We start from the raw sequence: 24,577 nt of genomic DNA, 5'->3' as shown, positions 1-24,577 counted from the left end.
CGGCATGCGCAAGAACGCCTCGGCCGGGGAAACCGGCCTCGTCTATTCCACCGACACCGGCCGCATGTGCCCGGCCTGCCGCCAGCCGCTGGCGGCCTGCCTCTGCAAGGCCTTGGCCAAGGCCGTGCCGGCCGGCGATGGCACCGCGCGCGTCACGCGCGAGAAGCAGGGCCGGGGCGGCAAGACCGTCACCGTGGTGCGTGGCCTGGCGCTGGACGCCGAGGCTCTGGGGGCCCTGGGCAAACGCCTGCGCAGCGCCTGCGGGGCCGGCGGCACGGCCAAGGACGGCGTGTTGGAAGTGCAGGGCGACCACGCCGACAAGGTGCTGACGCTGCTGCTGGCCGAAGGCTTCAAGGCCAAGCGCGCCGGCGGCTGAACGGCGCGCGGCCCTCCAGGCCGGCGGCCCTGCAAACACGGCGTCACCACGGGGTGTTGCCGGGCGGGCATGATGCGTCGATACCGTCTGCCTGCCACCCCTGGGAGCCCCGCTTGAACCCACCCCGTCGCCGCGCCCTGGCGCCCATCGCCGCCGCCCTGACCTTGCTGACCACCGGCCCTGCCGCGCAGGCGCAGAGCGAAGAAGCGCCGGCGTCCTCGCTGCCGCTGTGGGAACTGGGGGCCTTCGGCTTCGGCGTCTCGCAGCAGGCCTACCCGGGCTCTGAAGAACAGCTCACGCGCGGCCTCGTGCTGCCCTATGCGCAGTACCGCGGCCGCTTCCTGCGTGCCGACCGCGACACCGCCGGCCTGCGCGCCGTGAAGACGCCGCTGTACGAACTGGACATCGGCGTGGCCGGCTCCTTCGGCGGCAGCTCCGACGAGATCGGCGCGCGCCGCGGCATGCCCGCGCTGGGCACGCTCATCGAGTTCGGCCCGCGCCTGAAGATCAACCTGGGCACCTGGGGCGAGGGCCGCCACGCCGGCCGCTGGCGTGTGGAACTGCCGCTGCGCGGCGTCTTCGACATCAGCGACGGCGCAGCCCACCGCGGCATGAGCTTCGAGCCCAAGATCAACTTCCAGCGCCGCAGCCTGGGCGGCTGGGGCTACGCGGTGAGCCTGGGCGCCATCGTCGGCGACAAGCGCCTGAACCGCACCTTCTATGGCGTCGACCCGGTCTACGCCTTGCCCGACCGCCCCGCCTACGCGGCGCAGAGCGGCCTGATCTCGTGGCGCCTGAGCACCTCGCTGTCGCGCCAGGTCTCGCGCGACTGGCGCTGGGTGGGTTTTGCGCGCTGGGCCAGCGTGGCCGGCGCGGCCAACGAGGCCAGCCCGCTCGTCAAGCGCACCAACGGCCTGAGCGTGGGCATGGGCCTGAGCTACACCTGGCTGCGCTCGGAGGCGCGCGCCAACGAGTGAGCCGGCGCGCGCCCGGCTTTCAGGCTGCGGCCTTGCCGCGCTTCTTCTTGGCCGGGGCGGGCGGCGCGCTCAGCGTGGCGTAGAGCGCCGCGAACTCCAGCGTCACCTTGTGCTTGGCATCGAGGTGGATCAGGGGCTTCGCGAGCTCGTGCGATTCCTTGATCTTCACGCTGGCGCTCAGGCAGGGCTGCAGCACCGGCAGGCCTTCGTCGACCAGCTCCTGCACCGTGCGCCGCGGCAGGCTGGCGCGCGGCTGGTACTGGTTGACGACGATGCCCTCCACCCGCAGCGCCGGGTTGTGGTCGGCCTGGATCTCCTTCACCGTCTCCAGCAGGCCATAGAGCGCGCGACGGCTGAAGTCGTCGCAGTCGAAGGGGATCAGGCAGCCCTGCGCCGCGATCAGCGCCGAGCGTGTGTAGAAGTTCAAGGCCGGCGGCGTGTCGATCCACACCTCATCAAAGCTGTCGGCCATCTCGTCGAGCGCGTCGCGCAGCTTGTAGATCTTGTAGCGGCTCTCCAGCTTGCCGTGCAGCTCGTCCAGCAGCGGGCCGCCGGGCATCAGGTGCAGGTTCGGCCAGGGCGTGGCGACGATGAAGCTGCTGGTGGGCGGCGGGCGCAGCGTGAACTTCAGCGTGGTCTCGAAGAAACCCGCCGCGCCCGGGGCTTCGGCGTGTTCGGCATCGGCCGTGGCGCCCAGCAGGTAGCGCGTGCTGTTGCCCTGCGGGTCGAGGTCGATGACCAGCACGCGCCGCCCCGCGGCGGCGGCCAGCGCGGCCAGGTTGCAGGTGATGGTGGACTTGCCCACGCCACCCTTCTGGTTGAAAACGACGCGTCTCATGCAGCCCTCGGCAGCCGGTTCGAAAGCTGCATTGTGCGCCGCAGCAAAACACGTTTCGACGCGATGCCGCCACACTCGGGCCGTCGCTGCATCCGGCAGCGCCGCCCGCGCGTAGAAGGCGGCTGGCCGCGGTGAGCCCCGCGCGCCGCGCCGCGCCCCCAAAACCCCCGAGAAGGACTCCCCATGCGCACCACCCTCGCCCCCCTGGCCCTCGCCGTGGCCACCGCCGGCCTGCTGAGCAGCCCCGCTGAGGCCCAGGTCAGCCCCGTGACCATGGTCGACGCCTTCGAAGCCACCAACGGCAAGTTCGAGGGCTACCGCCGCTCCGGCGCCAAGGGCGTGTGCGCCACCGGCGAGTTCGTCGGCAGCGCCGAAGGCCGCGCCCTCTCCACGGCTTCGGCCTTCAGCGGCCGTGCGGTGCCGGTGATCGTGCGCTTCTCGGTGGGCGGCGCCAACCCGAAGGCCGCCGACAACACGCGCTCGCAGCGCAACCTGGCGCTGCAGTTCAACCTGCCCGACGGCGAGATCTGGCAGATGGGCAACATCTCGGCGCCCATCTTCGGCGCTGTCACGCCCGAGCAGATGCTGGGCAGGCTGCAATCGCTGCAGCCCGACCCGGCCACCAAGGCGCCAGACCCGGCCAAGGTCAAGGCCTACGTCGACGCCAACCCCGAGGTGCTGCTGCAAGGCCGCTACTTCGCCAGCCAGCCCGTGCCGGCCAGCTTCGGCAGCGTGAACTACTGGGGCGTGCACGCCTTCGCCTTCGTCAACGCCAAGGGCGAGAAGCAATGGGGCAAGTGGATCTTCGAACCGGTGGGCGGCGTGCGCGGCCTGAGCGACGAAGAAGCCAAGGCCAAGGGCCCGAGTTTCCTGTTCGACGACCTGCGTGAGCGCGTCAAGGCCGGCGGCGTGGCCTTCAACTTCAACCTCGAACTCGCCCAGCCCGGCGACAAGCTCGACAGCGCCATCGTGCCCCTGCCCGAAGGGCGCAAGAAGGTGACGCTGGGCAGCCTGAAGATCACCGCCGTGGCGCCCGATGCCGGCGGCAACTGCGTGGCCATCAACTTCGACCCCAACCGCCTGCCCAAGGGCGTGGAGCCCTCGGCCGACCCGATGCTGGCCGCGCGCGCCGCGCCTTACGCCATCTCGCTGAGCCGCCGCATCAACGAAGGCGCCAAGCAGTGAGCCCAGGCCGCGGCCTGGCCGCCGTGCGCGGCGGGGCGCGGCCTATCATCCTTCGATGAGTGCCGACATCGAAGACCCGAACGCCCCGATCCACGAGCCGCGCCTGTGGCGCGACAACGGCTGGACGGCGCGCGTGGTGAAGAACAACGACGACGAAGGCTGGGCGGTGGAGATGTACCGCGCAGGCCAGGTCGAGCCGGCCCTGATCGGCCCCTGGACCATGGGCCGCGACAAGAAGAACCCCAAGCCGCTGGACACCAACGCCTTCAACACCCTGGTGAAGACCGCGCACGAGGTGGTGCGCCGCCACGAGCAGGCGCAGCACGCGCTGCTGCACAAGGAGGTGGTGCTGATGCTGGAGAGCGGCCGCGTGACGGTGACGCTGGACGTGGTGCCCGACGAAGACGACCCCCACGCCTGGCTGGCCGCCACCGACGCCGAGGGCGGCGAAATCGGCCGCGTGCGCGTGGCGCCGAGCTTCAAGCTCAACAGCACCAGCGCGGCGGCCTGGGTGGAAGGCGGCTGCGGCAAGCCGCGCTAAAGCCGCACGAGAGCCGCACGAAAGCCGCGCCGGGCGCTCAGCCCAGCCCGCAGAGCTTGCGCAGCGGCCCGAGCAGCGTTTCACCCTTGAAGGGCTTGACGATCCAGCCCGTCACGCCGATGGCCTTGCCGCGTGCGCGCATGGCGGCGTTGTCTTCGGTGGTCAGCATCACGATGCGCACGTCGGTGTTGCCCATGTCGCTGCGGATCTTCTCCGCCATCGTCAGCCCGTCCATGTTGGGCATGTTGATGTCGCTGAGCACGAGGCGGATGCCGGGGTTCTGGCTCAGCTGCGCCAGGCCGTCGCGCCCGTCGGTGGCCACGGCCACCTCGAAGCCGTTCTTGCTGAGAAAGCTGGCGACGATCTCGCGCATGGTGGCGGAGTCGTCGACGACCAGTACTTGGGCCATGGCTTGCGGTCCTTGCAGGGCTTCTTGAGGCACCACGCGGGTGCCTGGCTTCAAAACAGTTCGAGTTCGCCGGTGTTGGCGGCTTGATCGGGCGGCGCGGCGTATTCCGTGAACTTCTCGGGCAACCACAGCAGGTTGAAGATCAGGCGCTGCACGATGGTCAGCGGCGGCAGGCCGGGCCGGCGCGGGTCGCTCAACAAGTAGCGCACGCACAGCTGTGGGTCTTCAGAGCCGAAGCTCATGTACTTGTGGTGGTGGTTGATGACGATGGGCACCTGCGTCTGCTGGTTGGCGAAGGCCTCGGGCGGGATGTAGCGGTTCTTGAACGCGCCCCAGATGAGGTTGGTGGTCTCGCCCAGCAGATGGTTGAGTTCGCGGAAGTTCAGGTCGCCGCCCACGCCGGCCAGGCCGAAGCCTTGCAGCAGGCCCTGGCGCAGCGCGCTCTCTTCGGTCTGCAGCATCATGTAGCCGCGGCACCAGGTGCTCTCCAGGGCGATGAGCGTGCTCACCTCGCCGAAGATGATGCGGTCGTGCACCACGTAGGGCGGTTCGTGGCCGACCTCGGCATGCGGGAACATCGAGCGGATGCTGCGCAGCGTGAGCTCCAGCACGCCCTGCACCAGCTCGGGCGGGTAGCGCAGGCCGTACAGGCTGCGCTCCACGGCGGCGCGCAGGCTGGCGGTGTCGCCACCGGCCCAGGCGTGTTTGATGGCCGCGGCTTCCGGCCCGCTGAGTGCACGCGCGCTGGTGCGCCGCAGAAAGATGGGCAGCTCGGGGCGCTGGCGGTGGATGGTCTGCGCCAGGCCCAGGCTGTCGGGCTGCACACCGGGCAGGTCTTCGGCCAGCAGCACGCCCGCCAGGTCCAGGTGCTCGGCCAGCGTGGCCACGGCATTCACCGCGCTGCGCGGCAGCGGCTTCAGGCCCAGCTCGTTGCAGAAGTCCAGCAAGTCCTGGTAGTGCTGGGGGTCGTGCTCCAGCAGCAGCACCTTGGCGGCGCGGAAGTCGTTGGCAGACATGGGATGGCAACAGGTTGGCGCTCGTGCGGAGCTGCGGGAACGCGCGCGGCCCCGTCCAGGGTGCCGGCTTGAGGCATATCGGCAGCGAGGGCGGAAGGTTGAGGGGGCCCGCACACGCGCTCGGCGGTGCTCTGGCCGCCAGGCCTTCAGCGCTTGCGGGCTGCCGCCTCCTGCGCCGTGAGCCACAGCCGCGTCTCGAACTCCAGCTGGTGGTACTCGGCCTCCATGTGCTGGCACAGCGCGTAGAAGGCCTTGTCGTGTTCACGCTCGCGCAGGTGCGCGAGTTCGTGCACGACGATCATGCGCAGGAAGTTGGCCGGCGCGTCCTGGAAGACGCTGGCGATGCGGATCTCGCGCTTGGCCTGCAGGCGCCCGCCCTGCACGCGCGAGACGGCCGTGTGCGTGCCCAGGGCCTGGTGCACCACGTGCAGGTGGTTGTCGTAGCGCACCTGCGCCAGCGGCGGCGCGTTTTTCATGTGCCGTGCCTTCAGCTCGGCCACGTAGGCCTGCAAGGCACGGTCGCTGCGCACGGTGTGGGTCTCGGGGTGGCGCTGCAGCAGCCAGGGCATCAGGCGGCCTTCGTCCAGCATCGCCTGCACGCGCGCCAGCACCTCTGGCGGGTGGTCCTGCAGGTACTTCATGGCGCAGGCCGCGCCACGATGCGCAGCGCGTTGGCCACGGCGCGCTGCGCGGGCTCGTTGGCCGGGCGAGCGGCCAGCGACCGGCCCTGCACGAAGAGCGCGCTGCTGCCGCCGCCGTCGAGGTTGACGGCCTCGTACACGCCCTGCGCCTGCAGCCACTGCGCCAGCGGCGCAAGGACGACGCCCGGCACGCCCGGGCGCCGGCCCTCGGCCACCACGATCCAGAGGTGGCGGCGCGCCGCGTCCAGGCCCACCACGGTGCGCGGGTGTTCGCGGGCACACAGGCCCGGGCAGCGCTGGTCGTCGGAGGGCTCGCGCGCCCGGCCCTCGCGCACCAGCCAGGGCGTGCCGGCCACGGCGTTGAACCACGCCGGCGGCGCCGCCGCGGGCGGCTCGAAGACGATCTCGCAGCGCTGCTCGCGCGTGCAGGCCAGCAGCGGGCTGGTCGCCACGGCCAGCGGGCGCGGCCAGACCTCGCCCTCGCTCACGGTCCAGCCGCGGGCGTCGAACTGGCGGTCGAAGAAGGACGCGTTGACGATCGCCAGCGCCGCCGCGGCGCCGGGCATCGCGTCCAGCGTCTGGCCGCGCTCGGCGGGCGCGCTGATGGCCAGGCGCAGGCCGGGCGCCTGCAGGTCCAGGCGCAGCAGGTGCAGCTCGGCGCCGGGCCAGGGCTGGGCGCGGCGGTAGTCCAGGCCCGGGGCGATGCGGGCCCAGCCCGGGGCTCCGGGCGCGCCGGCGGGCGGCAGCGCACACGCGCCCAGCAGCAGCGCCAGCGCTGCACACGCTGCGCCGCGCCAGCCCCGCCAGCCCTTCACCGCCGTGGGCGGCCGCCGGGGCGGCGCTGCTGCGCCAGCGGGCGCTTGCCCTTGAGCTGGCGTTCGATGCCGTCGTTCAGCGCGCTGCGCAGCAGGATGACTTCGTCGACATGGCCGTACACGCCTTCGAAGCGCAGGTCGAGCCAAAGCCACAGCGTGCAGGCGCGCAGCGCCATCTCCATGCGCTCCAGCCGGCTGTGGCCGTCCACCTGGTCCAGGAACCACGGGCGCCCGGCGCGGCCGGTGTGGGCGTGGCTGCTGCTCCAGTCCAGGAAGGCCTGCAGCTGCCCCTCGGTGCGCGTGTCCACCGGCGCCTGCGCGTAGGTGAAGCGCTGCTTCAGGGTCAGCGTGCCGGCGCTGGCGTCCAGCTGTTCGGCCAGCTCCAGCATCTGCTCCAGTTCGGCCACCTGGAAGTGCGCGTCGTCGAGCTTGAGCTGTTCGACGAAGACCCCCAGCACCTCGCGCAGCCGTGTCTTGCCCAGACGCTGCGAGATGGTGTCGATGTGCCAGCCGTTGGGCGCCACCGGCGCCTTGAAGTTGGCCGGTGCCTGCGGCGTGCGCGCCAGCAGCTCCTTCAGCGTGCGCAAGGCGCCGGGCTCGGCGTCTTCCAGCACGCCGGCAAAGCCTTCTTCGTGCATGCCGTAGCGGCCGGCGCGGCCGGCGATCTGGTGCGTCTCCGATTCATCCAGCCGGCGGTCGGCCACGCCGTCGTACTTGGTGAGCGTGCTGAAGAGCACGCGCCGGATGGGCAGGTTCAGGCCCATGCCGATGGCGTCGGTGGCCACCAGGATGTGGCTCTCGCCGGTGGCGAAACGTTCGGCCTCGCGGCGGCGCACCTCGGGCGGCAGCGCGCCGTAGATCACGCTCACCGGATGGCCGGCCGCGCCGATCGCGTCGCGCAGGGTCAGCACCTCGCGGCGGCTGAAGGCCACCACGGCGTCGCCCTTGTGCAGCGACTTCAGCGCCACCGGCCCAGGCAGCAGCTGCACGTGCTGCTTGCGCGTGAAATCACGCACCTCGCAGCTCTCGCCGCACAGGCCCAGCAGGTTCTCGATGGCCGGCACCGCGTAGGCGCTGCAGATGATGTAGACCTCGCGCGCCGGCACGGCCACGATGGCCTGCGTCCAGGCCCAGCCGCGGCTCTTGTCGAAGATCATCTGCGCTTCGTCGATCACGGCCACGTCGATGACGGTGTTGGTCGACACCATCTCGATGGTGCTGCTGACCACGCGTGCGCCCGGTGCGGGCTGGTTCTCTTCGCCGGTGAGCAGCGAGCAGGGCACGCCGGCGGCCATGAGCCGGTCTCGCCCCTCCAGCGCCAGCAGGCGCAGCGGCGCGAGGTAGGCGCCGTCCAGGGCGCCGGCCAGCTTCTGGAAGGCGGTGTAGGTCTTGCCGCTGTTTGGCGGGCCCACGAACAGCGTCACCTTGCGCTGCAGGCGGCGGGCTTTCTGGAAGGTGTCGGGGTAGCCGGTGAAGGCCAGCTCGGAGTGCAGGCCCTCCAGCGTGTCGAGCTCGGTGACGCGCCGCTCCCAGCGCTCTTGCGCGCGGCGGCAGGCGGCCAGCAGCTCGGGCAGGTCTTGCGGCGTGGCGCACTCGGCCTGCAGCGCGGGCAGCAGGCTGGCCAGGTGCGCCGGCTTGAAGGCCAGGCTGCGCGCCACCAGCGCATCCAGCTGCGCCACCAGCTCGGCGGCCTGCGGGTGCGGGGGCGGCGCGCCCATGGCGGCACGCAGCGCGGCTTCGTCGCCGCTGCGGTAGTAGGCCCACACCACGTCGGCGGCCACCGGCACGCGGAAGATCACCGGCACGCGCCAATCCTGCTGCTGCAGGCGCAGCGCGTGGCTGATCAGCCGGGTCCAGCTGCCGTGGTGGCGCGCCACGCCCAGCCCCTGCAGCACGCCGCTGCGCTGCAGCAGCACGGTGCGCGCCTCGGGGCCGGTGCCCACGGCGTCGATGTGCGCCAGCGCGGCGTCCATCAGCGCGGGGTCGATCCAGCGGCTGGGCCGCTGGCCGGCCACGGCCTTCTGCAGCAGCACGAAGCCGAGCTTGTCGAGGTGGTCTTCGTGGCCCTGGGCGTGCTCGGGCAGGTAGTCGGCCGGCTTCACCACCTGCGGCAGCGTGTAGGCGGCGTGGCGGATGCGCGCCAGCGCTTCCTTGTCGATGTGCTCGGGCAGCCGCGCGGCGTGGCGGTTGATGGGCAGGTTGGCGGGGTTCACCGCGCTGCTGCGCGGCGCGCCGCCGGGGCTGGCAGGCGCCTTGGCCGGTGGCTTGGAAGGAGAAGAACTCATGCCTGGGGGCAGCGCCGCGAGGGGCGCCACCGGTGTTGTAACGGCCGTGGAGCGGCACGGCACCGGGTGCGGCCGACTTTAAACCCGCGGGATGGCCCGCGAAACCCGCGCTGTTCCACCGATAAGGCCGCGGCCGCCTTGCGAACAATCGCGCCATCCAGATGTAACAGCTTCCACCATGCACGCCTGCTACCGCCTCGCACCCAGTGCCGGGCCAGCTTCGTGGGGCAGCGATGTCGCCGGCTGAACTCGACATCGCCACCCTGTCGGTGCTGGATGCCACGCACCAACACATCGCCGTCGTCGACGCGGCGGGGCTGATCGTCGCCGTCAACCGGCCCTGGTTGAACTTCGCGCGCCGCCACGGCGTGCTGGGCCCGGACGAAGACCCGGCCGGGCGGCCCTACCTGCCCCTGTGCGAGGCCTGCGGCCTGCCGGCCGATGCCGCCACCCAGGCCGGCCTGGCCGAGGTGCTGGCCGGCAGCGACCGCAGCTTCGAGCTGGAACACCCCTGCGCGCGCCGCCACGATGCGCCGGCCACCGAGAGCGGCGAGCGCTGGTACCTGATGCGCGCCTCGTCGCTGGCCGGCAACCGCGGCGGTGCCGTCATCACGCACGAGGATGTCAGCACGCGGCGCCAGGCCGAGCAGCAGATCCGCAACCTGGCCTTCATCGACCCCCTGACCGGCCTGCCCAACCGCCGCATGCTCTTCGACCGCCTGCAGCAGGCCTGCGCCACCAGCGCGCGCCACGGCCAGCACGGCGCGCTGTTCTTCATCGACCTCGACCACTTCAAGCTCGTCAACGACACCCTCGGCCACGACCACGGCGACCTGCTGCTGCAGCAGGTGGCGCGCCGCCTGCAGGGCTGCGTGCGCGGCGAAGACACCGTGGCGCGCATCGGCGGCGACGAGTTCGTGGTGATGACCGTGGGCCTGGACGGCTTGGAGAAGACCGCCGCCACCCAGGCCGCCGTGGTGGGCGAGAAGATCCTCGCTGCCGTGGGCCAGCCCATGCTGCTGGGCGAGCACCCGCACACCGTCACGCCCAGCATCGGGGTGAGCCTGTTCCGCGGGCGCGAGCACACGCAGGAAGAGCTGGTCAAGCGCGCCGACGTGGCCATGTACCAGGCCAAGGCCGCCGGCCGCGGCACCGTGCGTTTCTTCGACCCCGTGATGCAGGCCGGGCTGGACGCGCGCGCCGCCCTGGAGGCCGACCTCAAGCGCGCCCTGGGCGCGAACCAGCTCAGCCTGCACTACCAGGGCCAGGTGGAAGACCAGCGCGGCACCGTGGGCGCCGAGGCGCTGCTGCGCTGGGTGCACCCGCAGCGCGGCCTGCTGCGGCCCGAGCAGTTCCTGCCGCTGGCCGAGCAGAATGGGCTCATCGTGCCCATCGGCCAGTGGGTCCTCGACCGCGCCTGCGCGCAGCTGGGCCTGTGGCAGCGCAGCGGGCGGCACCCGGGCCTGCACCTCTCGGTGAACGTGAGCGCGCGCCAGTTCCGGCACGACGGCTTCGTCGACAGCGTGGCGCAGGCTCTGCGCCGCCACGGCGCCGACCCGCGCCGCCTGCGCCTGGAGCTGCGCGAAAGCCTGGTGCAGGACAACCCCGCGCGCACGCTCAGCCGCATGGGCGCGCTGAAGGACCTGGGCGTGAGCTTCGTGCTCGACGACTTCGGCATCAGCTACTCGTCGCTGAGCCTGCTCAAGCGCCTGCCGCTGGAGCAGATCAAGATCAGCCAGACGCTGATGCGCACGCTGCTCAGCGACCCGCACGACGCCGCCATCGTGCGCACCATCGTCGGCATCGCCGACGGCATGGGCCTGGGCGCCGGTGCGGTGGGCGTGGAGAACGCGCAGCAGCGCGACAAGCTGCTGCAGCTGGGCTGCCGCCAGTTCCAGGGCGATTTCTTCGGCGCGCCCGCGCCGCTGGGCCAGTTCGAGGCCCGCATGGCCGGCGTGGCCACGCTGGCCGGCCTGCCGCACACCCGCACCAGCCTGCGCGCCTGAGCGCCTGGGCGCGGGCCCACCCGCGCCGTGACAATCGGCGCGATGAACCCCAACGTTTCCGCTGCCGCCGCCGGCTTCGACACCTTGCCGCTGCCGCCCGCGGCGCTGCAGAACCTGGCCCGCCTGGGCTACACCGCGATGACGCCCATCCAGGCCGCCGCGCTGCCGCTGGCCCTGGCCGGGCACGACCTGCTGGCGCAGGCGCGCACCGGCAGCGGCAAGACCGCCGCCTTTGCGCTGGCGCTGCTGGCCCGCCTGGGCGCTGACCCTCAGAAGCGCAGCCCCATGGGCGCGCTGGCCGTGCAGGCCCTGGTGCTGTGCCCCACGCGCGAACTGGCCGACCAGGTGACGCAGGAGATCCGCCGCCTGGCCGCGGCGGAAGACAACATCAAGGTGCTCACGCTCTGCGGCGGCAGCCCCATGCGCCCGCAGCTGGCCAGCCTGGAGCACGGCGCGCACGTGGTGGTGGGCACGCCCGGCCGCCTGATGGACCACCTGGAACGCGGCAGCCTCGACCTGGCCGCGCTGAACACGCTGGTGCTGGACGAAGCCGACCGCATGCTCGACATGGGCTTCTTCGACGACATCGTCACCGTCGTCAAGCAGTGCCCGAAGCAGCGGCAGACGCTGCTGTTCAGCGCCACCTACCCCGAGGGCATCGGCAAGCTGGCCGCGGCCTTCCTGCGCGAGCCGAAGGAAGTGAAGATCGCCGCGCCCGCGCCCAGCGTGGCCGCGGCGCAGATCCAGCAGCGTTTCGTGCAGGTCAGCGAAGAAGACCGGCTGCACACCGTGGGCCTGCTGCTGGACCACGTGCGCCCGGCGCGCACGCTGGCCTTCTGCAACACCAAGCAGCAGTGCCGCGACCTCGTGGCCGTGCTGCGCGCGCAGGGGCTGGTGGCGCTGGAACTGCACGGCGACCTGGAGCAGCGCGAGCGCGACCAGGTGCTGGTGCAGTTCAGCAACGGCAGCGCCAGCGTGCTGGTGGCCACCGACATCGCCGCGCGCGGGCTCGACATCGTGGGCCTGGAGGCGGTGGTCAACGTCGACGTCAGCCCCGACGTGGCCACGCACACGCACCGCATCGGCCGCACCGGCCGGGCCGACGCGGTGGGCGCCGCCTACACCCTGGCCAGCCTGGACGAGATGGGCCGCGTGGGCGCCATCGAGCAGGCCGGGGGCTTCAGCTCGCAATGGCTGGCGGTGGACAGCCTGGTGCCCAGCAGCGCAGGGCCGCTGGTGCCGGCGATGGCCACGCTGCAGATCCTGGGCGGCCGCAAGGAAAAGATCCGCGCTGGCGACGTGCTGGGCGCGCTGACCAAGGACATGGGTTTTGCCGCCGCCCAGGTGGGCAAGATCAACGTCAACGAGTTCAGCACCTACGTGGCCGTGGCGCGCGGCGTGGCCGATGCGGCGGTGCGCAAGCTGAACGCGGGCAAGGTCAAGGGCAAGAGCGTGAAGGTGCGGCGGCTGTAGCCGCACCTGTCGCAGCGCCCGCATCGGCGCCGCCCCGCCTTGCTTCGTTGCTCAATTCAACGATTCGGCGTGGGGCCAAATTTGATGATTTGGTCAATCGCCACCCGGGGTAAGCACTGAGCCACCCCGCGGGCGCAGCCGCGCCCGGCCGGACCCGGGAAACCACCAAGTTCCTCCTGTGGCGGCGCCCTGCCGCCAAGGCCCCCGGCAGCGCGTTCGCGGCCCCGCTGGCACGTGCATTGCGCTCTCCTGGACAAGCGGCCATCCCGTTGCCGACTTCATCAATCCACCAGGAGACTTGCCATGGGTGCTTCGGAACAACTGCCTCTCATGCCTGCCGCGGCCGACGCCCGCCTTTATGACCAGGGCGCCTGGCGCGTGCCCACCGGCGGCACGCGGCCGGTCAACGAACCCGCCACCGGCCTGGTGCTGGGCCAGGTGGGCATCGCCTCGGCGGCCGACATGCAGGGCGCCATCGGGCGCGCCCAGGCGGCGCAGAAGGCCTGGGCGGCCACCTCGCCGCGCGACCGGGCCGCCGTGCTGCTGAAGGCCGCGCAGGCCCTGCAGGCGCGCTTCGAGGACTACGCCCTGGCCATCGCCCGCGAGACCGGCGGCATCGTGCCCAAGGGCCAGCACGAGGTGAAGGAAGCCATCGTGCTGTGCCAGGTGGCCGCCGGCCTGCCCATGCAGGCGCAGGGGCAGGTGCTGCCCAGCACGCCGGGCCGCATGTCGCTGGCCAAGCGCGTGCCGCATGGCGTGGTGGGCGTGATCTCGCCCTTCAATTTCCCGCTGATCCTGGGCATCCGCTCGGTGGCACCGGCACTGGCGCTGGGCAATGCCGTGGTGCTGAAGCCCGATCCGCGCACGCCCTACAGCGGCGGCGTGATCATGGCCGAGGTGTTCGAGCAAGCCGGCCTGCCCGCCGGCCTGCTGCAGGTGCTGCCGGGCGACGCCGAAGCCGGCGAAGCCCTGGTCACCGACCCGCGCGTGCCGATGATCGCCTTCACCGGCTCGCCCGGGGTGGGCCGCCGCATCGGTGAACTGGCCGGCCGCCACCTGAAGAAGGTGTCGCTGGAACTGGGCGGTGCCAACAACCTCATCGTGCTGGAAGACGCCGACCTCGATGCCGCCGCCAGCGCCGTGGCCTTCGGCGCCTGGTTCCATCAGGGCCAGATCTGCATGGCCAGCAACCGCGTGCTGGTGCATGAATCGGTGCTGGAAGGCCTGAAGGCCCGCCTGGTGGGCAAGGCCACGCACCTGCCCGTGGGCGACGGCGCCAGCGGCCGCGTGGCCCTGGGGCCGATGATCGACGCCAAGCAGCTGAGCCACTTCGATGCGCTGGTGAAGGACACCGTGAAGGCCGGCGCCACGCTGGAAGCCGGCGGCACCTTCGAGGGCCTTTGCTACAGGCCCACCGTGCTGTCGGGCGTGAAGCCGGGCATGCGCTCCTTCGACGAAGAGCCCTTCGGCCCGCTGGTCAACCTGGTGTCCTTCAAGACCGACGAAGAGGCCGTGAGCCTGGCCAACAACAGCCAGGGTGGTTTGTCGGCGGCGGTGATCGGCCGCGATGTCTCGCGCGCGCTGGCCATCGGCGAGCAGCTCAACGCCGGCATGTTGCACATCAACGACCAGACCGTGAACGACGACGCCGTCAACCCCTTCGGCGGCCCCGGTCTGGGCGGCAACGGCAGCGCGGTGGGCGGCCCGGCCGACCTCGACGAATACACCCGCTGGCAGTGGGTGACCGTCAAGGCCGCGTTGCCCGGCTTCCCGTTCTGAAGCGGCCGCAGAGCCCCAGAACCCCGAAACCCCAGGGCCCCGCGGGGCCCTGCGACCCGACTCACACCCACAACTTCTCGGCCAAGACCGAGGTGCAGGAGACAAGCATGAACGAATCCACCAAGTCCACTGGGCTCAACGCTGCCGCTGCGCCTTCGCGCCGTGCGGTCTTGCGCAGCGGCGCTGCAGCGGCAGGCCTGGCGGCCTTCCCGATGATCGGCCGCACGCAGGGCAACACCCTGCGCATCGGCGTCGTGAGCCCGCGCTCGGGGCCGCTGGCGCTGTTCGGTGAAGGCGACGGCTGGGTGCTCGACCAGGTGCGCAAGCACGTGGCCGGTGGCGTCGAGGCCGGCGGCAAGCGCTGGAACCTGGAGTTCATCGCCAAGGACACCACCAGCAACCCGGTGCGTGCCGCGGCCGTGGCGCGCGAGCTGATCAACGCCGACAAGGTGGACTTCGTGCTGTCCACCTCCACCCCCGAGACCGTGAACCCGGTGGCCGACGCGTGCGAAGCCGCCGGCATGCCCGCGCTGTCCACCACCAGCCCCTGGGAGGCCTTCTACTTCGGCCGCGGTGCCAAGCCCGGCGAGCCCTCGCCCTTCAAGTGGACCTTCCACTTCTGCTTCGGCGTGGGCAACTTCGCCAAGCTCTACACCGACCAGTGGAGCAAGGTCGCCACCAACAAGAAGGTGGGCATGCTGCTGCCGGCCGACGCCGACGGCAACGCCATCCGCCGCATGCTGATCCCGGCGCTGCAGCAGAACGGCTTCAGCGTCTTCGACGCCGGCCCCTACCAGAACGGCCTGGCCGATTTCTCGGCGCAGATCGCGGCTTTCCGCAAGGAAGGCATCGAGATCTTCAACACCTTCCCCTTCCCGCCCGACTTCGCGGTGTTCTGGCGCCAGGCCGCGCAGCGCGGGCTGGCCCAGCAGGTGAAGATCGTGCAGACGGCCAAGGCCGGCCTGTTTGCGGCCGAGATGCAGGCCCTGGGCCAGCTGGGCAACGGCATCCACTCGGGCACCTACTGGCACCGCAGCTTCCCGTTCAGCTCGCCCGCCACCGGCATGAGCAGCGCGCAGCTGGCCGACAACTACGCCAAGGCCAGCGGCAAGGTCTGGACGGCGCAGATCGGTGCCACCGCCTCGCTGTTCGACGCCGCCGTTGCCGCGGTGCGCGGAAGCGCCAACCCGGGCGACCGCGCCGCACTGGCCGCCTCCATCGCCAAGCTCAAGACCCCCACGGCCGTGGGCGACATCGACTTCACCACCGGCCCGGTGCCCAACGTCGCCACCACCAACCTGGTGGGCGTGCAGTGGCGGCGCGCTGCCAACGGCACCTTCAGCCTGGACATCGTGGCCAACGCCGACCACCCGAAGGTGCCGCTGACCGGCCAGATGACCGCCTACAAGCTGAGCTGATCGCCACAGCGGGGCGGGCCTCATGAACCACGACATCGTGCTCGGTGCCACCGGCATCACCAAGCATTTCGGCGCGCTGCAGGTGCTGCATGGCGTCGACCTGCACGTGCGCCGCGGCGAAGCGCTGGGCGTGGTGGGCCCCAATGGCGCGGGCAAGACCACGCTGTTCGGCGTGCTGGCCGGCACCCTGCCGGCCAGCCACGGGCGCGTGCACTTCGACGGCCGCGACATCAGCGCCTGGGACACCTCCGAGCGCTGCCGCGCGGGCATCGGGCGCACCTACCAGGTGCCGCGCCCCTTCCTGAGCATGAGCGTGGCCGAGAACGTGCTGGTGGCGGCCCAACACGGCGCGGGCCTGCGCGGCGCGGCGGCCCAGGCGGCCGTGCACAGCGCGCTGGACCGCACCGGCCTGCTGCCGCTGGCCCCGCGCCCGGCCGACACGCTGGGCCTGCTCGACCGCAAGCGGCTGGAGCTGGCCCGTGCGCTGGCCACCAACCCGAAGGTGCTGCTGCTCGACGAGATCGGCGGCGGCCTGACCGAGGCCGAACTCCTGAAGCTGGTGGAACTGGTGGGCAGCCTGCACGCCGAAGGCTTGACGCTGGTGTGGATCGAACACGTGCTGCACGCGCTGCTGAAGGTGGTGGGCCGGCTGGTGTGCATGGACGCCGGCAGCGTGCTGGCCGAAGGCGAGCCCGCGGCCGTGATGGCCAACCCGCTGGTGATGAAGGCCTACCTGGGTGGAGCCGCTGCATGAGCCCGGCAACCCGCAACCCCGATCACATCCTGCAGGTGCAAGGCCTGCGCGCCGGCCACGGCCAGCTGGTGGCCGTGCGCGACGTGTCGTTCGCCTTGAAGCGCGGCGCATGTGTGGCGCTCATCGGTGCCAACGGCGCCGGCAAGACCACGCTGCTGCGCTGCTTGGCCGGCGTGCACCCGGCCTTGGGCGGGCGGTTGCACCTGGGCGCGCAAGACATCACCGCGCTGCCCGCGCACCGCCGCGTGCAGCAGGGCCTGGCCCTGGTGCCGGAAGGCCGCCGCCTGTGGGCCGACATGACGGTGCGCGAGAACCTCACCGTGGCGCTGGAACACCGCGACGCCGCCCGCGCCGCCGCAGCCACAGCGCCCTGGTCCATCGAACGCGCACTGCAGGCCCTGCCGGGCCTCGTGCCCATCCTCGACCGCCCGGCCGGCGCCCTGTCGGGCGGCCAGCGCCAGGCCGCGGCCATCGCCCGCGCCCTGATGAGCAACCCCGAGGTGCTGCTGCTCGACGAGGTGTCGCTCGGCCTCTCGCCGCTGGTGGTGGACGAGGTCTACCGCAGCCTGCAGGCGCTGCGCGCGCAGGCCGGCACCACCTTGCTGCTGGTCGAACAAGACCTGGGCCGCGCGCTGGCCTTCGCCGACCGCGTGATGTGCCTGCGCGAAGGCCAGATCGTGCTGGAAGCGGCTTGCGCCGAGACCACGCGCGAGGCCGTCACCGAAGCGTATTTCGGCATGGCGCATGCGGCGCCGAGCGCTGCCCTGGAGACCACCCCATGACCGACGCCATCGTGCAAGGCGTGCTGCTGGGCGGCTACTACGCCGTGCTGGCCGCCGGCCTGTCGCTGATGTTCGGCGTCATGCGCATCATCAACCTGGCGCATGGCGACCTGGCCATCCTGGGCGCCTACGGCGTGCTGGCGCTCACCAGTGCCGGGCTGCCCTGGTGGGGCGCGGCGCTGCTGGTGCTGCCCGTGATGGCCGTGGTGGGCGCGCTGCTGCAGCGCTGGGTGCTCGCGCGCACGCTGCGGGCGGGGGTGCTGCTGCCGCTCTTGGTGACCATCGGCCTGGGCGCGCTGCTGCAGAACCTGCTGTACGGCGTGTTCGGCTCCGACACGCGCTCGCTGGCCGATGCGCTGGGGCCCTTGTCGTGGGCCAGCTGGACGCTGCCGGGCGGCATCGTCGTGGGCCAGGTGCCGGTGCTGACGCTGGGGCTGGGCATCGCGGTGCTGGCCTCGCTGCAGCTGATGCTCAAGCGCACGCGGCTGGGCCGCGCCATCCGCGCCGCCGCGTCCGACCCCGAAGCCGCCGCGCTGAACGGCGTGGACGCCGCGCGCGTGCACCGCGCGGCGGCCGGCATCGCGGTGGCGCTGGCGGCCCTGGCCGGCACCATGCTGGCCCTGCGCGCCACCGTCGAGCCCTATGCCGGGCCGCTGCTGCTCATCAGCGCCTTCGAGGCGGTGGTCATTGGCGGCATCGGCTCGCTGTGGGGCACCTTGCTCGGCGGCATCCTGCTGGGGCTGGCGCAATCGCTGGGCGCGCTGGTGTCGCCGGCGGGCTTCCAGCTGGGCGGGCACCTGCTCTTCCTGGCCGTGCTGGGCGCGCGCCTGTGGGCGCAGCACCGCGCCGCCCACGGCCGGCCGGCCTGGCCCTGGCAGGCGCGCCGGGCGGCCGCCTCACCCAGCGCCGCGCCCGTCAAAGGAGTGGTCTGATGACGCCCCGCCAGGTTCTCTTCGGGGGCACGGCCGTGTTGGCCGTGCTGACGCTGCTACCGCTGGTGGTGGGCGCCAACGTCATCGACAAGCTCACGGGCCTGTTCATCCTGATGCTGCTGGCCGCCATGTGGGGCCTGATGGCCGGGCAGGCCGGGCTGGTGTCGGTGGGCCAGCAGGCCTTCTTCGGCCTGGGCGGCTACTTCGCGCTGCGGCTGGTGGACGGCGGCTTCTCGGCCTACCCGGCGCTGCTGGCCGGTGCCGTGGGCGCTGCGGCCGTGGCCTGGGTGATGTCGTTCTTCCTGCTGCGCCTGAAGGACGGTGAGTTCGCCATCGCCACCTGGGTGGTGGCCGAGGTCATCCGCATTCTCGTGATGCTCGATCCGCTGGTGCAGGGCGAAACCGGCACCTCCTTGCTCGCGCTGAACGCGGTGGAGCCCGCGCTGCGCCGCAACCTGGGCTACGGCTTCGCGCTGGTGTCGCTGGCCGCCATGCTGCTGGCCGTGTGGTGGCTGATGCGCAGCCCGGTGGGCACGGCCTCGCGCGCCCTGGGCGACGATGACGAAGCCGCCGCTTCGCTGGGGGTGCGCGTGATGTCCACGCGGCGGGCGGTGTACGTGCTGGCGGCCTTCGGCTGCGCCCTGGCCGGCGTGGCCTGGCTGGCCAGCGCCGTCACCTTCCTGCCGCGCACCAACTTCGGCGTGCAGTGGTCGGTGCTGATGCTGTTCATGGTGCTGGTGGGCGGCCTGCGCAGCCTGGCCGGGCCCATCGTCGGCGCGCTGCTGCTCTTCACGCTGCAGGAGAGCCTGGGCGACTTCGGCGTCTGGTACCTGGCCGGCGTGGGCGCGCTGGCCGCCCTCTTCGCGCTGTTCCTGCCGCAAGGCCTGGTGGGCCTGTGGCAAGAGCGGCGGGCCCGCCAGGCGGCGCAGGCCGCCAGCGCTGCAGCACCACCGCCTGCAGACGCCTCAACCCCCGTCAACCCAACCCGGAGCATCTCCACATGAGCAAGTTTCAAGGCAAGACCATCGTCGTCACGGGTGTCAGTTCGGGCATCGGCAGCGACACCGCCCGGCTGCTGCGCCAGCAGGGCGCGCGCGTCATCGGCCTGGACCGCAACGACCCCATGCTGACGCTGGACGGCTTCGTCAAGGCCGACCTCTCGGAGCAGGCCGCCATCGACGCCGCGCTGCGCCAGCTGCCCGAGCGTGTGGACGGCCTGGCCAACATCGCCGGCGTGCCCGGCACCGCCCCGGTGGACCTGGTGGCCCGCGTCAACTTCCTGGGCCTGCGCCACCTCACGCAGAAGCTGGCCGAGCGCATGCCCGAGGGCGGCAGCATCGTCAACGTGTCGTCCATCCTCGGCTTCGAGTGGCCCGCCCGCGTCGACCTGCACAAGGCGCTGGCCGAGACGCCCAGCTTCGAGGCCGGCCTGGCCTGGCTGGCGCGCCACCCGGTGCCGCAGGCCAGCTGCTACCAGTACTTCAAGGAAGCGCTGATCGTGTGGACGCTGACGCAATCGCAGCGGCAGTTCCTGGCCCGGGGCGTGCGCATGAACTGCGTGGCGCCGGGGCCGGTGTTCACGCCCATCCTGGGCGACTTCGTGCAGATGCTGGGCCAAGAGCGCGTGCAGGCCGACGCCCACCGCATGAAGCGGCCGGCCTTCAGCGACGAGGTGGCGCCGGCCATCGCCTTCCTGCTGGGCGACGACGCACGCTGGGTCAGCGGCATCAACCTGCCTGTGGATGGCGGCCTGGCCTCGACCTACATCTGAGCCCAGGGGAGCGAGAGCCATGACAGCCCTCACCGAGGCCGCAGCCCCGCAGGCGGCCAGCAGCCCCTTGCCTGCACCGCAGACCCTGCCCATCGGCGGCAGCACGGTGCGCTACCGCGACAGTGGCGGCCCGGGCCTGCCGGTGCTGCTGACGCACGGCATCGGCGGCTCGCTGGAGCTCTGGAACCGGCAGTTCGAGCGGGCCGACCCGGCCCTGCGGCTGATCGCCTGGGACATGCCTTCGCACGGCCTGTCGAGCCCGGCGCCGGAGGACACCAGCCTGGACGGCATCGCGCGCCAGGGCTGGCAGCTGCTGCAGGCCCTGGGCGTGGGCCGCGCGCTGCTGGTGGGCAACTCGCTCGGCGGCGCGGTGTCGCTGCGCATGGCGGCGCAGGCCCCCGAGGCGGCCTGCGGCCTGCTGCTGGCGGCGGCTGCCACGCTGGGCCGCGGAACCGTGCTGCCCTTTCGCCTGATGACGCTGCCCGGCCTGGGCGAGCTGATGGTCAAGCCTGGCCCCATGGCGGTGAAGCAGCAGGTGCAGGCCATCGTGAAGCAGCCCGGGTCGATCACCCCCGAGGTGCTGGCCGCCATCGAGCGCAACGTGATGCGCCCGGGCGGGTCTGCCCACTTCCTGGCGCTGCTGCGCAGCCTCACGGCCTTCCGGGGCCAGAAGCAGGAGGTGGTGCAGCGCTCGCACGAGATCCTGCGCCAGCTCCGTGTTCCGTTCACCTTCCTGCATGGGGAAGAGGATGCGGTGCTGCCGGTTTCGCACTCGCGGCAGGCGCACCAGCAGCTGCCGCATGCGGGGCTGGTGGTGCTGCCCGGCTGCGGCCACACCCCGCAGCTGGAGCAGCCGGCGGCCTTCCAGTTCGCGCTGCTGGACCTGGCCCGGCAGGCCGGTGCCTGAGCCGGCCGGTGGTCTTGTTGGGGCTCCGGGGCGCCACGCGGTCACCCGCGGCCAGGCCTCGGGCCGCGCACCCACGGCACGGTGTGAAGTGAGGGCGCGCCGCTGCGGCACACTCAGTGCCCCCGCTGCCCCCATCCTTCCATGCGCCCACTTTCACTGCTGCCCGCCCTGGCCCTGACGCTGCTGCTTGGCTCTGCAGGGTTTGCCAAGGCCGCGCAGGCCGCCCAGCCGCCGGCCGCGCCGGTGCCCAGCACGGCCCCGGCCTCGCCCGACCACTGGCACCTGCCCGTGACCACCCACACCCTGCCCAACGGCCTGACGCTGGTGGTCACCGAAGACCAGAGCTCGCCCACCGTGGGCATCAGCGTGGTCTACAAGGTGGGCATGCGGCGCGAGCCGCGCGGGCGCAGCGGCTTTGCGCACCTCTTCGAGCACCTGATGTTCCAGGGCACGCCGGTGGCGCCCAAGGGCGTGTTCGACCGCGTCACCACCGCCGGCGGGGGCGACAACAACGGCAGCACACGCGCCGACTTCACCAACTACATCGAACGCGCACCGGTCTCGGCGCTGGAGACCATGCTGTGGCTGGAAGCCGACCGCATGAAGACGCTGGACTTCAACCCCACCACGCTGAAGAACCAGCAAGACGTGGTGAAGGAGGAGATCCGCGTCAACGTGCAGAACGCGCCCTACGGCGGCTTCATGTGGATCGACATCGGCATGCTCGCCTTCGACAAGTGGGAGAACAAGCACGACGGCTACGGCAGCTTCGAGGACCTGGACAACGCCAACCTGGACGACGTGCGCGCCTTCCACCGCGACTTCTACGGCCCCAACAACGCCGTCATCGCCATCGCCGGCGCGGTGACGCCAGCGCGTGCGCTGGCGCTGGTGCAGAAGCACTTCGGCAGCATCCCGCGCCGGCCGGTGCCGCCGCTGGCGGACTTCAGCGAGCCGCTGAACACCGCCGAGCGCCGCCTGGTGCAGAGCGACTCGCTGGCCCAGGTGCCCGGCCTGGCCGCCGCCTGGAAGATGCCCGTGCGCGGCAGCGCCGACCACGCCCCCATGGTGGTGCTGGGCGAGGTGCTGGCCGGCGGCAACGCCTCGCGCCTGTACCAGGGCCTGGTGAAGGGCCGCGAGCTCGCGCTGAACCTGGAAAGCCTGTGGGGACTGACCGGCCCCTGGCAGTACGACGGCCCGACGCTCTTCACGCTGTTCGCGCTGTACAAACCCGGCACCAGCGCCGACGGCGTGTTGGCCGCGGTGGACGAAGAGGTGGCGCGCATCGTGCGCGAAGGCGTCTCCGAGGCCGAGCTGCGCCGTGTGAAGACGCGCATGAAGGCCGATTGGTACAACGGCCTGGAAAGCTTCCTCGGCCGCGCCGACCTGCTGGCGCAGTTGCAGGCGATGTGGGGCGATGCGAAGGTGGTGAACCAGATCCCGGCGTGGATCGACGGTGTGAACTCGGCGCAGATCCAGCGCGTGGCCGCCACCTACCTCACGCGGGCCAACCGCTCGGTCATCGACCGCCGGCCTGCCGCCGCCACCACCCCTGCCGCCCGATGAGAGCCGCCATGACCCTGCGCCCCCAGAACCGCCCCGCCACGCTGCGTTCGCTGGCCTGCGCCGCTGCGCTGCTGGTGGCCGCCGCGCCTGCCCTCGCGCAGAGCGCCGCGCCGCCGCCCTTCCCGAAGGACATGCCGCGTTTCGGCCCCGACCCCGTGCTGCCTGCGCCGCAGGTCAGCCGCCACCGCCTGCCCAACGGGCTGGAGGTGTGGGTGGTGCCACGCGCCGGCCTGCCGCGTGTGGACGCCATGCTGGCCGTGCGCGGCGCCGGCCAGGCGGCCGACGCGCTGGCCCAGGCCGGCTTCAGCGCGCTGCTCGCCGCCCTGCTGAGCGAAGGCACGCTGCGGCGCGACGCGCTCACGCTGGCGCAGGACGTGCAGGCCCTGGGCGGCAGCCTGGGCGCGGCGGCCAGCGCCGACGGCATCACCGTGGGCATGCAGGCCCTGGCATCGCAGGCCGGGCCGATGTTGCAACTGCTGGCCGAGGTGGTGCGCGAGCCGGCCTTTGCCGCTGCCGAGGTGCAACTGGCCCGCAACAACGCGCTGGAAGGCCTGAAGGTGTCCAGCGCCGAGCCCGGCTACCGGGCCGAGGGGGCGCTGGGCCCGGCCCTCTTCGGCAGCCACCCCTATGCGCGCAGCCTGGCCACCGAAGCCGGTCTGATGAGCGCCACGCCCGAGGCCCTGCGGCGCGCGCACGCGCAGCGTTTCCGGCCCGAGCGCGCGCTGCTGGTGGTGGCCGGCCGCATCAGCGCGGCCGAGGGCCTGGCACTGGCCCGCGCCGCCTTCGGCAACTGGCAGGCCGCGGGTGAGGCACTGCCGCCCACGCCCGCCGCGCCGCGCCAGGCCACGCCCGTGCGCCAGCTGATCGAGCGGCCTGGCAGCGTGCAGACCACGCTGCGCCTGGGCCGCCCTGCCGTGCCTGCCAACCACCCCGACGCCGTGCCGTTGCGCGTGGCCGGCGCGGTGCTGGGCGACGGCTTCACCAGCCGCATCAACCTGAACCTGCGCGAAGACAAGGGCTACACCTACGGCGCCAGCCTGCGCAGCGGCACGCTGCGCGAGGGCGGCGCCATCCGCGGCGGGGCCGACGTGCGCAACGAGGTCACGGGCGCGGCGATGCAGGAGATCCAGCGCGAGATGCGCCGCCTGCAGACCGAGCCCGTGCCGGCGCAGGAGCTGGCCGAGACGCAGCGTTACCTCAGCGGCAGCTACCTCGTGGGCCTGCAGACGCAGAGCGCGCTGGTGGGCACGCTGGCGCGCAACTGGGTGGTGGGCCTGCCGCCCGAGCACCTGGTGAATTACACGAAAGCCGTGCACCGCGTGACGGCCGCGCAGGTGCAGGCGGTGGCCAAGACCTACTTCGCGCCCGAGGCCTACAGCTGGGTGGTGGTGGGCGATGCGGCGGTGGCGCCGCAGCTGCAGCCCATCGGGCGCTTCGAGACGCTCAAGCCTTGACCTGAGCCGCTGCCGGCAGCCGCAGGCCGGCATCGCCTGCCACGCGCTCGGGCAAGGCTTCGGCCCTGAAGAAGCGCAGTTCCAGGCTGCGCCGCGCTTGCGTCATCGTGGGCGTGAGGTGGGTGCGGTGCAGGCACAGGCCGTCGAAGAGCAGCGCGTCGCCAGCCTGCAGCACGGCGTGCTGGAAAGCGCCCTGACCGAAGCGCGCCGCCACCGCCTCGGGCGTGAGTTCGGGCGGGCTCAGCAGGCCGGGCAGGGCGGTGCCCACCCATTGCAGCGAAGGCGCGTCGCCGCCGCAGGGCGTGAGTGCGATCCACAGCGTCTGCATTGACAGCGCCGCACCGGCCGGGGCCGGCTGGCCGGCATGGGCCAGGAAGTCGTGCCGCAGCGCGCCGTCCTGGTGCCAGTGGTGCGCCGGCCGGCCGCTGCGCAGCCAGCTCTGCGACAGGTTGCACCAGGGCGCCGGGCCCAGGGCGCCAACCAGAGGCCCGGCTGCGGCGCTGTCGGCCACGGCCTGCAGCACCGCGGCGGCGTCCAGCGGCAGGGCGGTGAGCGGTGTTGACGCAGGGCTGTTCGTGGTGGCTTCCAGCCACGCTTCGCACAAGGCCGCCGGCAGCAGGCCGGGCAGAAGCTGCAGCGGCGTCGGCATGGC

Annotated in this window: 23 protein-coding genes; 16 read left to right on the top strand and 7 right to left on the bottom strand. The window is 72.2% G+C overall.

Annotated features, from left to right (window positions below; all coding sequences use genetic code 11):
* Nucleotides 1-4 precede the first annotated feature (4 nt).
* Both EOE66_RS07765 and EOE66_RS07760 read left to right on the top strand, forming a co-directional pair.
* Complete coding sequence (locus EOE66_RS07765) at nt 5-376, top strand: translation initiation factor Sui1 (protein ID WP_128228080.1); 372 nt, start codon at nt 5-7, stop codon at nt 374-376.
* Nucleotides 377-489: 113 nt separating this feature from the next.
* Nucleotides 490-1,353, top strand: a complete 864-nt coding sequence (locus tag EOE66_RS07760; protein ID WP_245478947.1) for a MipA/OmpV family protein — start codon at nt 490-492, stop codon at nt 1,351-1,353.
* 19 nt (nt 1,354-1,372) lie between these two features.
* Here EOE66_RS07760 and EOE66_RS07755 read toward each other — a convergent pair whose 3' ends face one another.
* Nucleotides 1,373-2,191 carry a ParA family protein gene (locus EOE66_RS07755; RefSeq protein ID WP_128228079.1) on the bottom strand — a complete coding sequence of 273 codons (819 nt, stop codon included), beginning with the start codon at nt 2,189-2,191 and terminating at the stop codon, nt 1,373-1,375.
* A gap of 183 nt (nt 2,192-2,374) precedes the next feature.
* Between EOE66_RS07755 and EOE66_RS07750 the strand changes: the two genes are divergently transcribed.
* Nucleotides 2,375-3,376 carry a catalase family peroxidase gene (locus EOE66_RS07750; protein ID WP_128228078.1) on the top strand — a complete coding sequence of 334 codons (1,002 nt, stop codon included), beginning with the start codon at nt 2,375-2,377 and terminating at the stop codon, nt 3,374-3,376.
* 55 nt (nt 3,377-3,431) lie between these two features.
* Complete coding sequence (locus EOE66_RS07745) at nt 3,432-3,917, top strand: hypothetical protein (protein ID WP_128228077.1); 486 nt, start codon at nt 3,432-3,434, stop codon at nt 3,915-3,917.
* Nucleotides 3,918-3,954: 37 nt separating this feature from the next.
* On the opposite strand, the gene EOE66_RS07740 is transcribed toward EOE66_RS07745, so the two are convergent.
* The 5 genes from EOE66_RS07740 to EOE66_RS07720 form a co-directional block, all read right to left on the bottom strand.
* Nucleotides 3,955-4,326, bottom strand: coding sequence for a response regulator (locus tag EOE66_RS07740; RefSeq protein WP_128228076.1), 372 nt, complete (start codon nt 4,324-4,326; stop codon nt 3,955-3,957).
* Nucleotides 4,327-4,376: 50 nt separating this feature from the next.
* Nucleotides 4,377-5,342 carry a chemotaxis protein CheX gene (locus EOE66_RS07735; RefSeq protein WP_128228075.1) on the bottom strand — a complete coding sequence of 322 codons (966 nt, stop codon included), beginning with the start codon at nt 5,340-5,342 and terminating at the stop codon, nt 4,377-4,379.
* Nucleotides 5,343-5,488: 146 nt separating this feature from the next.
* Nucleotides 5,489-5,983 carry a YgjP-like metallopeptidase domain-containing protein gene (locus tag EOE66_RS07730; protein WP_128228074.1) on the bottom strand — a complete coding sequence of 165 codons (495 nt, stop codon included), beginning with the start codon at nt 5,981-5,983 and terminating at the stop codon, nt 5,489-5,491.
* Complete coding sequence (locus EOE66_RS07725) at nt 5,980-6,798, bottom strand: phosphodiester glycosidase family protein (RefSeq protein WP_128228073.1); 819 nt, start codon at nt 6,796-6,798, stop codon at nt 5,980-5,982. Before EOE66_RS07725 ends, EOE66_RS07730 begins: the two co-directional genes overlap by 4 nt.
* Complete coding sequence (locus EOE66_RS07720; protein WP_128228072.1) at nt 6,795-9,083, bottom strand: helicase-related protein; 2,289 nt, start codon at nt 9,081-9,083, stop codon at nt 6,795-6,797. Before EOE66_RS07720 ends, EOE66_RS07725 begins: the two co-directional genes overlap by 4 nt.
* 233 nt (nt 9,084-9,316) lie before the next feature.
* Here EOE66_RS07720 and EOE66_RS07715 point away from each other — a divergent pair, with 233 nt between their 5' ends.
* From EOE66_RS07715 to EOE66_RS07660, 12 genes are all read left to right on the top strand, one after another.
* Nucleotides 9,317-11,089 carry a putative bifunctional diguanylate cyclase/phosphodiesterase gene (locus EOE66_RS07715; RefSeq protein ID WP_128228071.1) on the top strand — a complete coding sequence of 591 codons (1,773 nt, stop codon included), beginning with the start codon at nt 9,317-9,319 and terminating at the stop codon, nt 11,087-11,089.
* Nucleotides 11,090-11,131: 42 nt separating this feature from the next.
* On the top strand, nt 11,132-12,562 hold the full coding sequence (gene dbpA, locus EOE66_RS07710) for an ATP-dependent RNA helicase DbpA (protein ID WP_128228070.1): 1,431 nt from the start codon (nt 11,132-11,134) through the stop codon (nt 12,560-12,562).
* 303 nt (nt 12,563-12,865) lie between these two features.
* The gene (locus EOE66_RS07705; RefSeq protein WP_128228069.1) at nt 12,866-14,341 is read left to right on the top strand and encodes a benzaldehyde dehydrogenase; all 1,476 of its coding nucleotides are present in this window, start codon (nt 12,866-12,868) and stop codon (nt 14,339-14,341) included.
* A 107-nt stretch (nt 14,342-14,448) separates the two neighbouring features.
* Nucleotides 14,449-15,759 carry an ABC transporter substrate-binding protein gene (locus EOE66_RS07700; protein ID WP_128228068.1) on the top strand — a complete coding sequence of 437 codons (1,311 nt, stop codon included), beginning with the start codon at nt 14,449-14,451 and terminating at the stop codon, nt 15,757-15,759.
* A gap of 22 nt (nt 15,760-15,781) precedes the next feature.
* Nucleotides 15,782-16,513: an ABC transporter ATP-binding protein gene (locus EOE66_RS07695; protein WP_128228067.1), complete on the top strand. Its 732-nt coding sequence runs from the start codon at nt 15,782-15,784 to the stop codon at nt 16,511-16,513.
* A complete protein-coding gene (locus EOE66_RS07690) occupies nt 16,510-17,295 on the top strand; it encodes an ABC transporter ATP-binding protein (RefSeq protein ID WP_128228066.1) in 786 nt (261 codons plus the stop codon). The genes EOE66_RS07695 and EOE66_RS07690 overlap by 4 nt, the downstream gene beginning before the upstream one ends.
* A complete protein-coding gene (locus EOE66_RS07685) occupies nt 17,292-18,227 on the top strand; it encodes a branched-chain amino acid ABC transporter permease (protein WP_128228065.1) in 936 nt (311 codons plus the stop codon). Before EOE66_RS07690 ends, EOE66_RS07685 begins: the two co-directional genes overlap by 4 nt.
* On the top strand, nt 18,227-19,231 hold the full coding sequence (locus EOE66_RS07680; RefSeq protein ID WP_128228064.1) for a branched-chain amino acid ABC transporter permease: 1,005 nt from the start codon (nt 18,227-18,229) through the stop codon (nt 19,229-19,231). The genes EOE66_RS07685 and EOE66_RS07680 overlap by 1 nt, the downstream gene beginning before the upstream one ends.
* Nucleotides 19,228-19,998, top strand: a complete 771-nt coding sequence (locus tag EOE66_RS07675) for a coniferyl-alcohol dehydrogenase (protein WP_128228063.1) — start codon at nt 19,228-19,230, stop codon at nt 19,996-19,998. The genes EOE66_RS07680 and EOE66_RS07675 overlap by 4 nt, the downstream gene beginning before the upstream one ends.
* 19 nt (nt 19,999-20,017) lie before the next feature.
* Complete coding sequence (locus tag EOE66_RS07670) at nt 20,018-20,905, top strand: alpha/beta fold hydrolase (RefSeq protein WP_164885026.1); 888 nt, start codon at nt 20,018-20,020, stop codon at nt 20,903-20,905.
* A gap of 141 nt (nt 20,906-21,046) precedes the next feature.
* The gene (locus EOE66_RS07665) at nt 21,047-22,471 is read left to right on the top strand and encodes a M16 family metallopeptidase (protein ID WP_128228061.1); all 1,425 of its coding nucleotides are present in this window, start codon (nt 21,047-21,049) and stop codon (nt 22,469-22,471) included.
* Nucleotides 22,472-22,479: 8 nt separating this feature from the next.
* On the top strand, nt 22,480-23,925 hold the full coding sequence (locus EOE66_RS07660) for a M16 family metallopeptidase (RefSeq protein ID WP_128228060.1): 1,446 nt from the start codon (nt 22,480-22,482) through the stop codon (nt 23,923-23,925).
* Here the strand turns inward: EOE66_RS07660 and EOE66_RS07655 are convergent.
* The gene (locus EOE66_RS07655) at nt 23,915-24,574 is read right to left on the bottom strand and encodes a phytanoyl-CoA dioxygenase family protein (protein WP_128228059.1); all 660 of its coding nucleotides are present in this window, start codon (nt 24,572-24,574) and stop codon (nt 23,915-23,917) included. The two genes, EOE66_RS07660 and EOE66_RS07655, sit on opposite strands and share 11 nt — an antisense overlap.
* Nucleotides 24,575-24,577 lie beyond the last annotated feature (3 nt).

The sequence above is a fragment of the Rubrivivax rivuli genome (assembly GCF_004016505.1).
In the GTDB taxonomy this organism is placed as follows: domain Bacteria; phylum Pseudomonadota; class Gammaproteobacteria; order Burkholderiales; family Burkholderiaceae_C; genus Rubrivivax; species Rubrivivax rivuli.
This window is presented reverse-complemented; position numbering and strand designations above follow the sequence as displayed.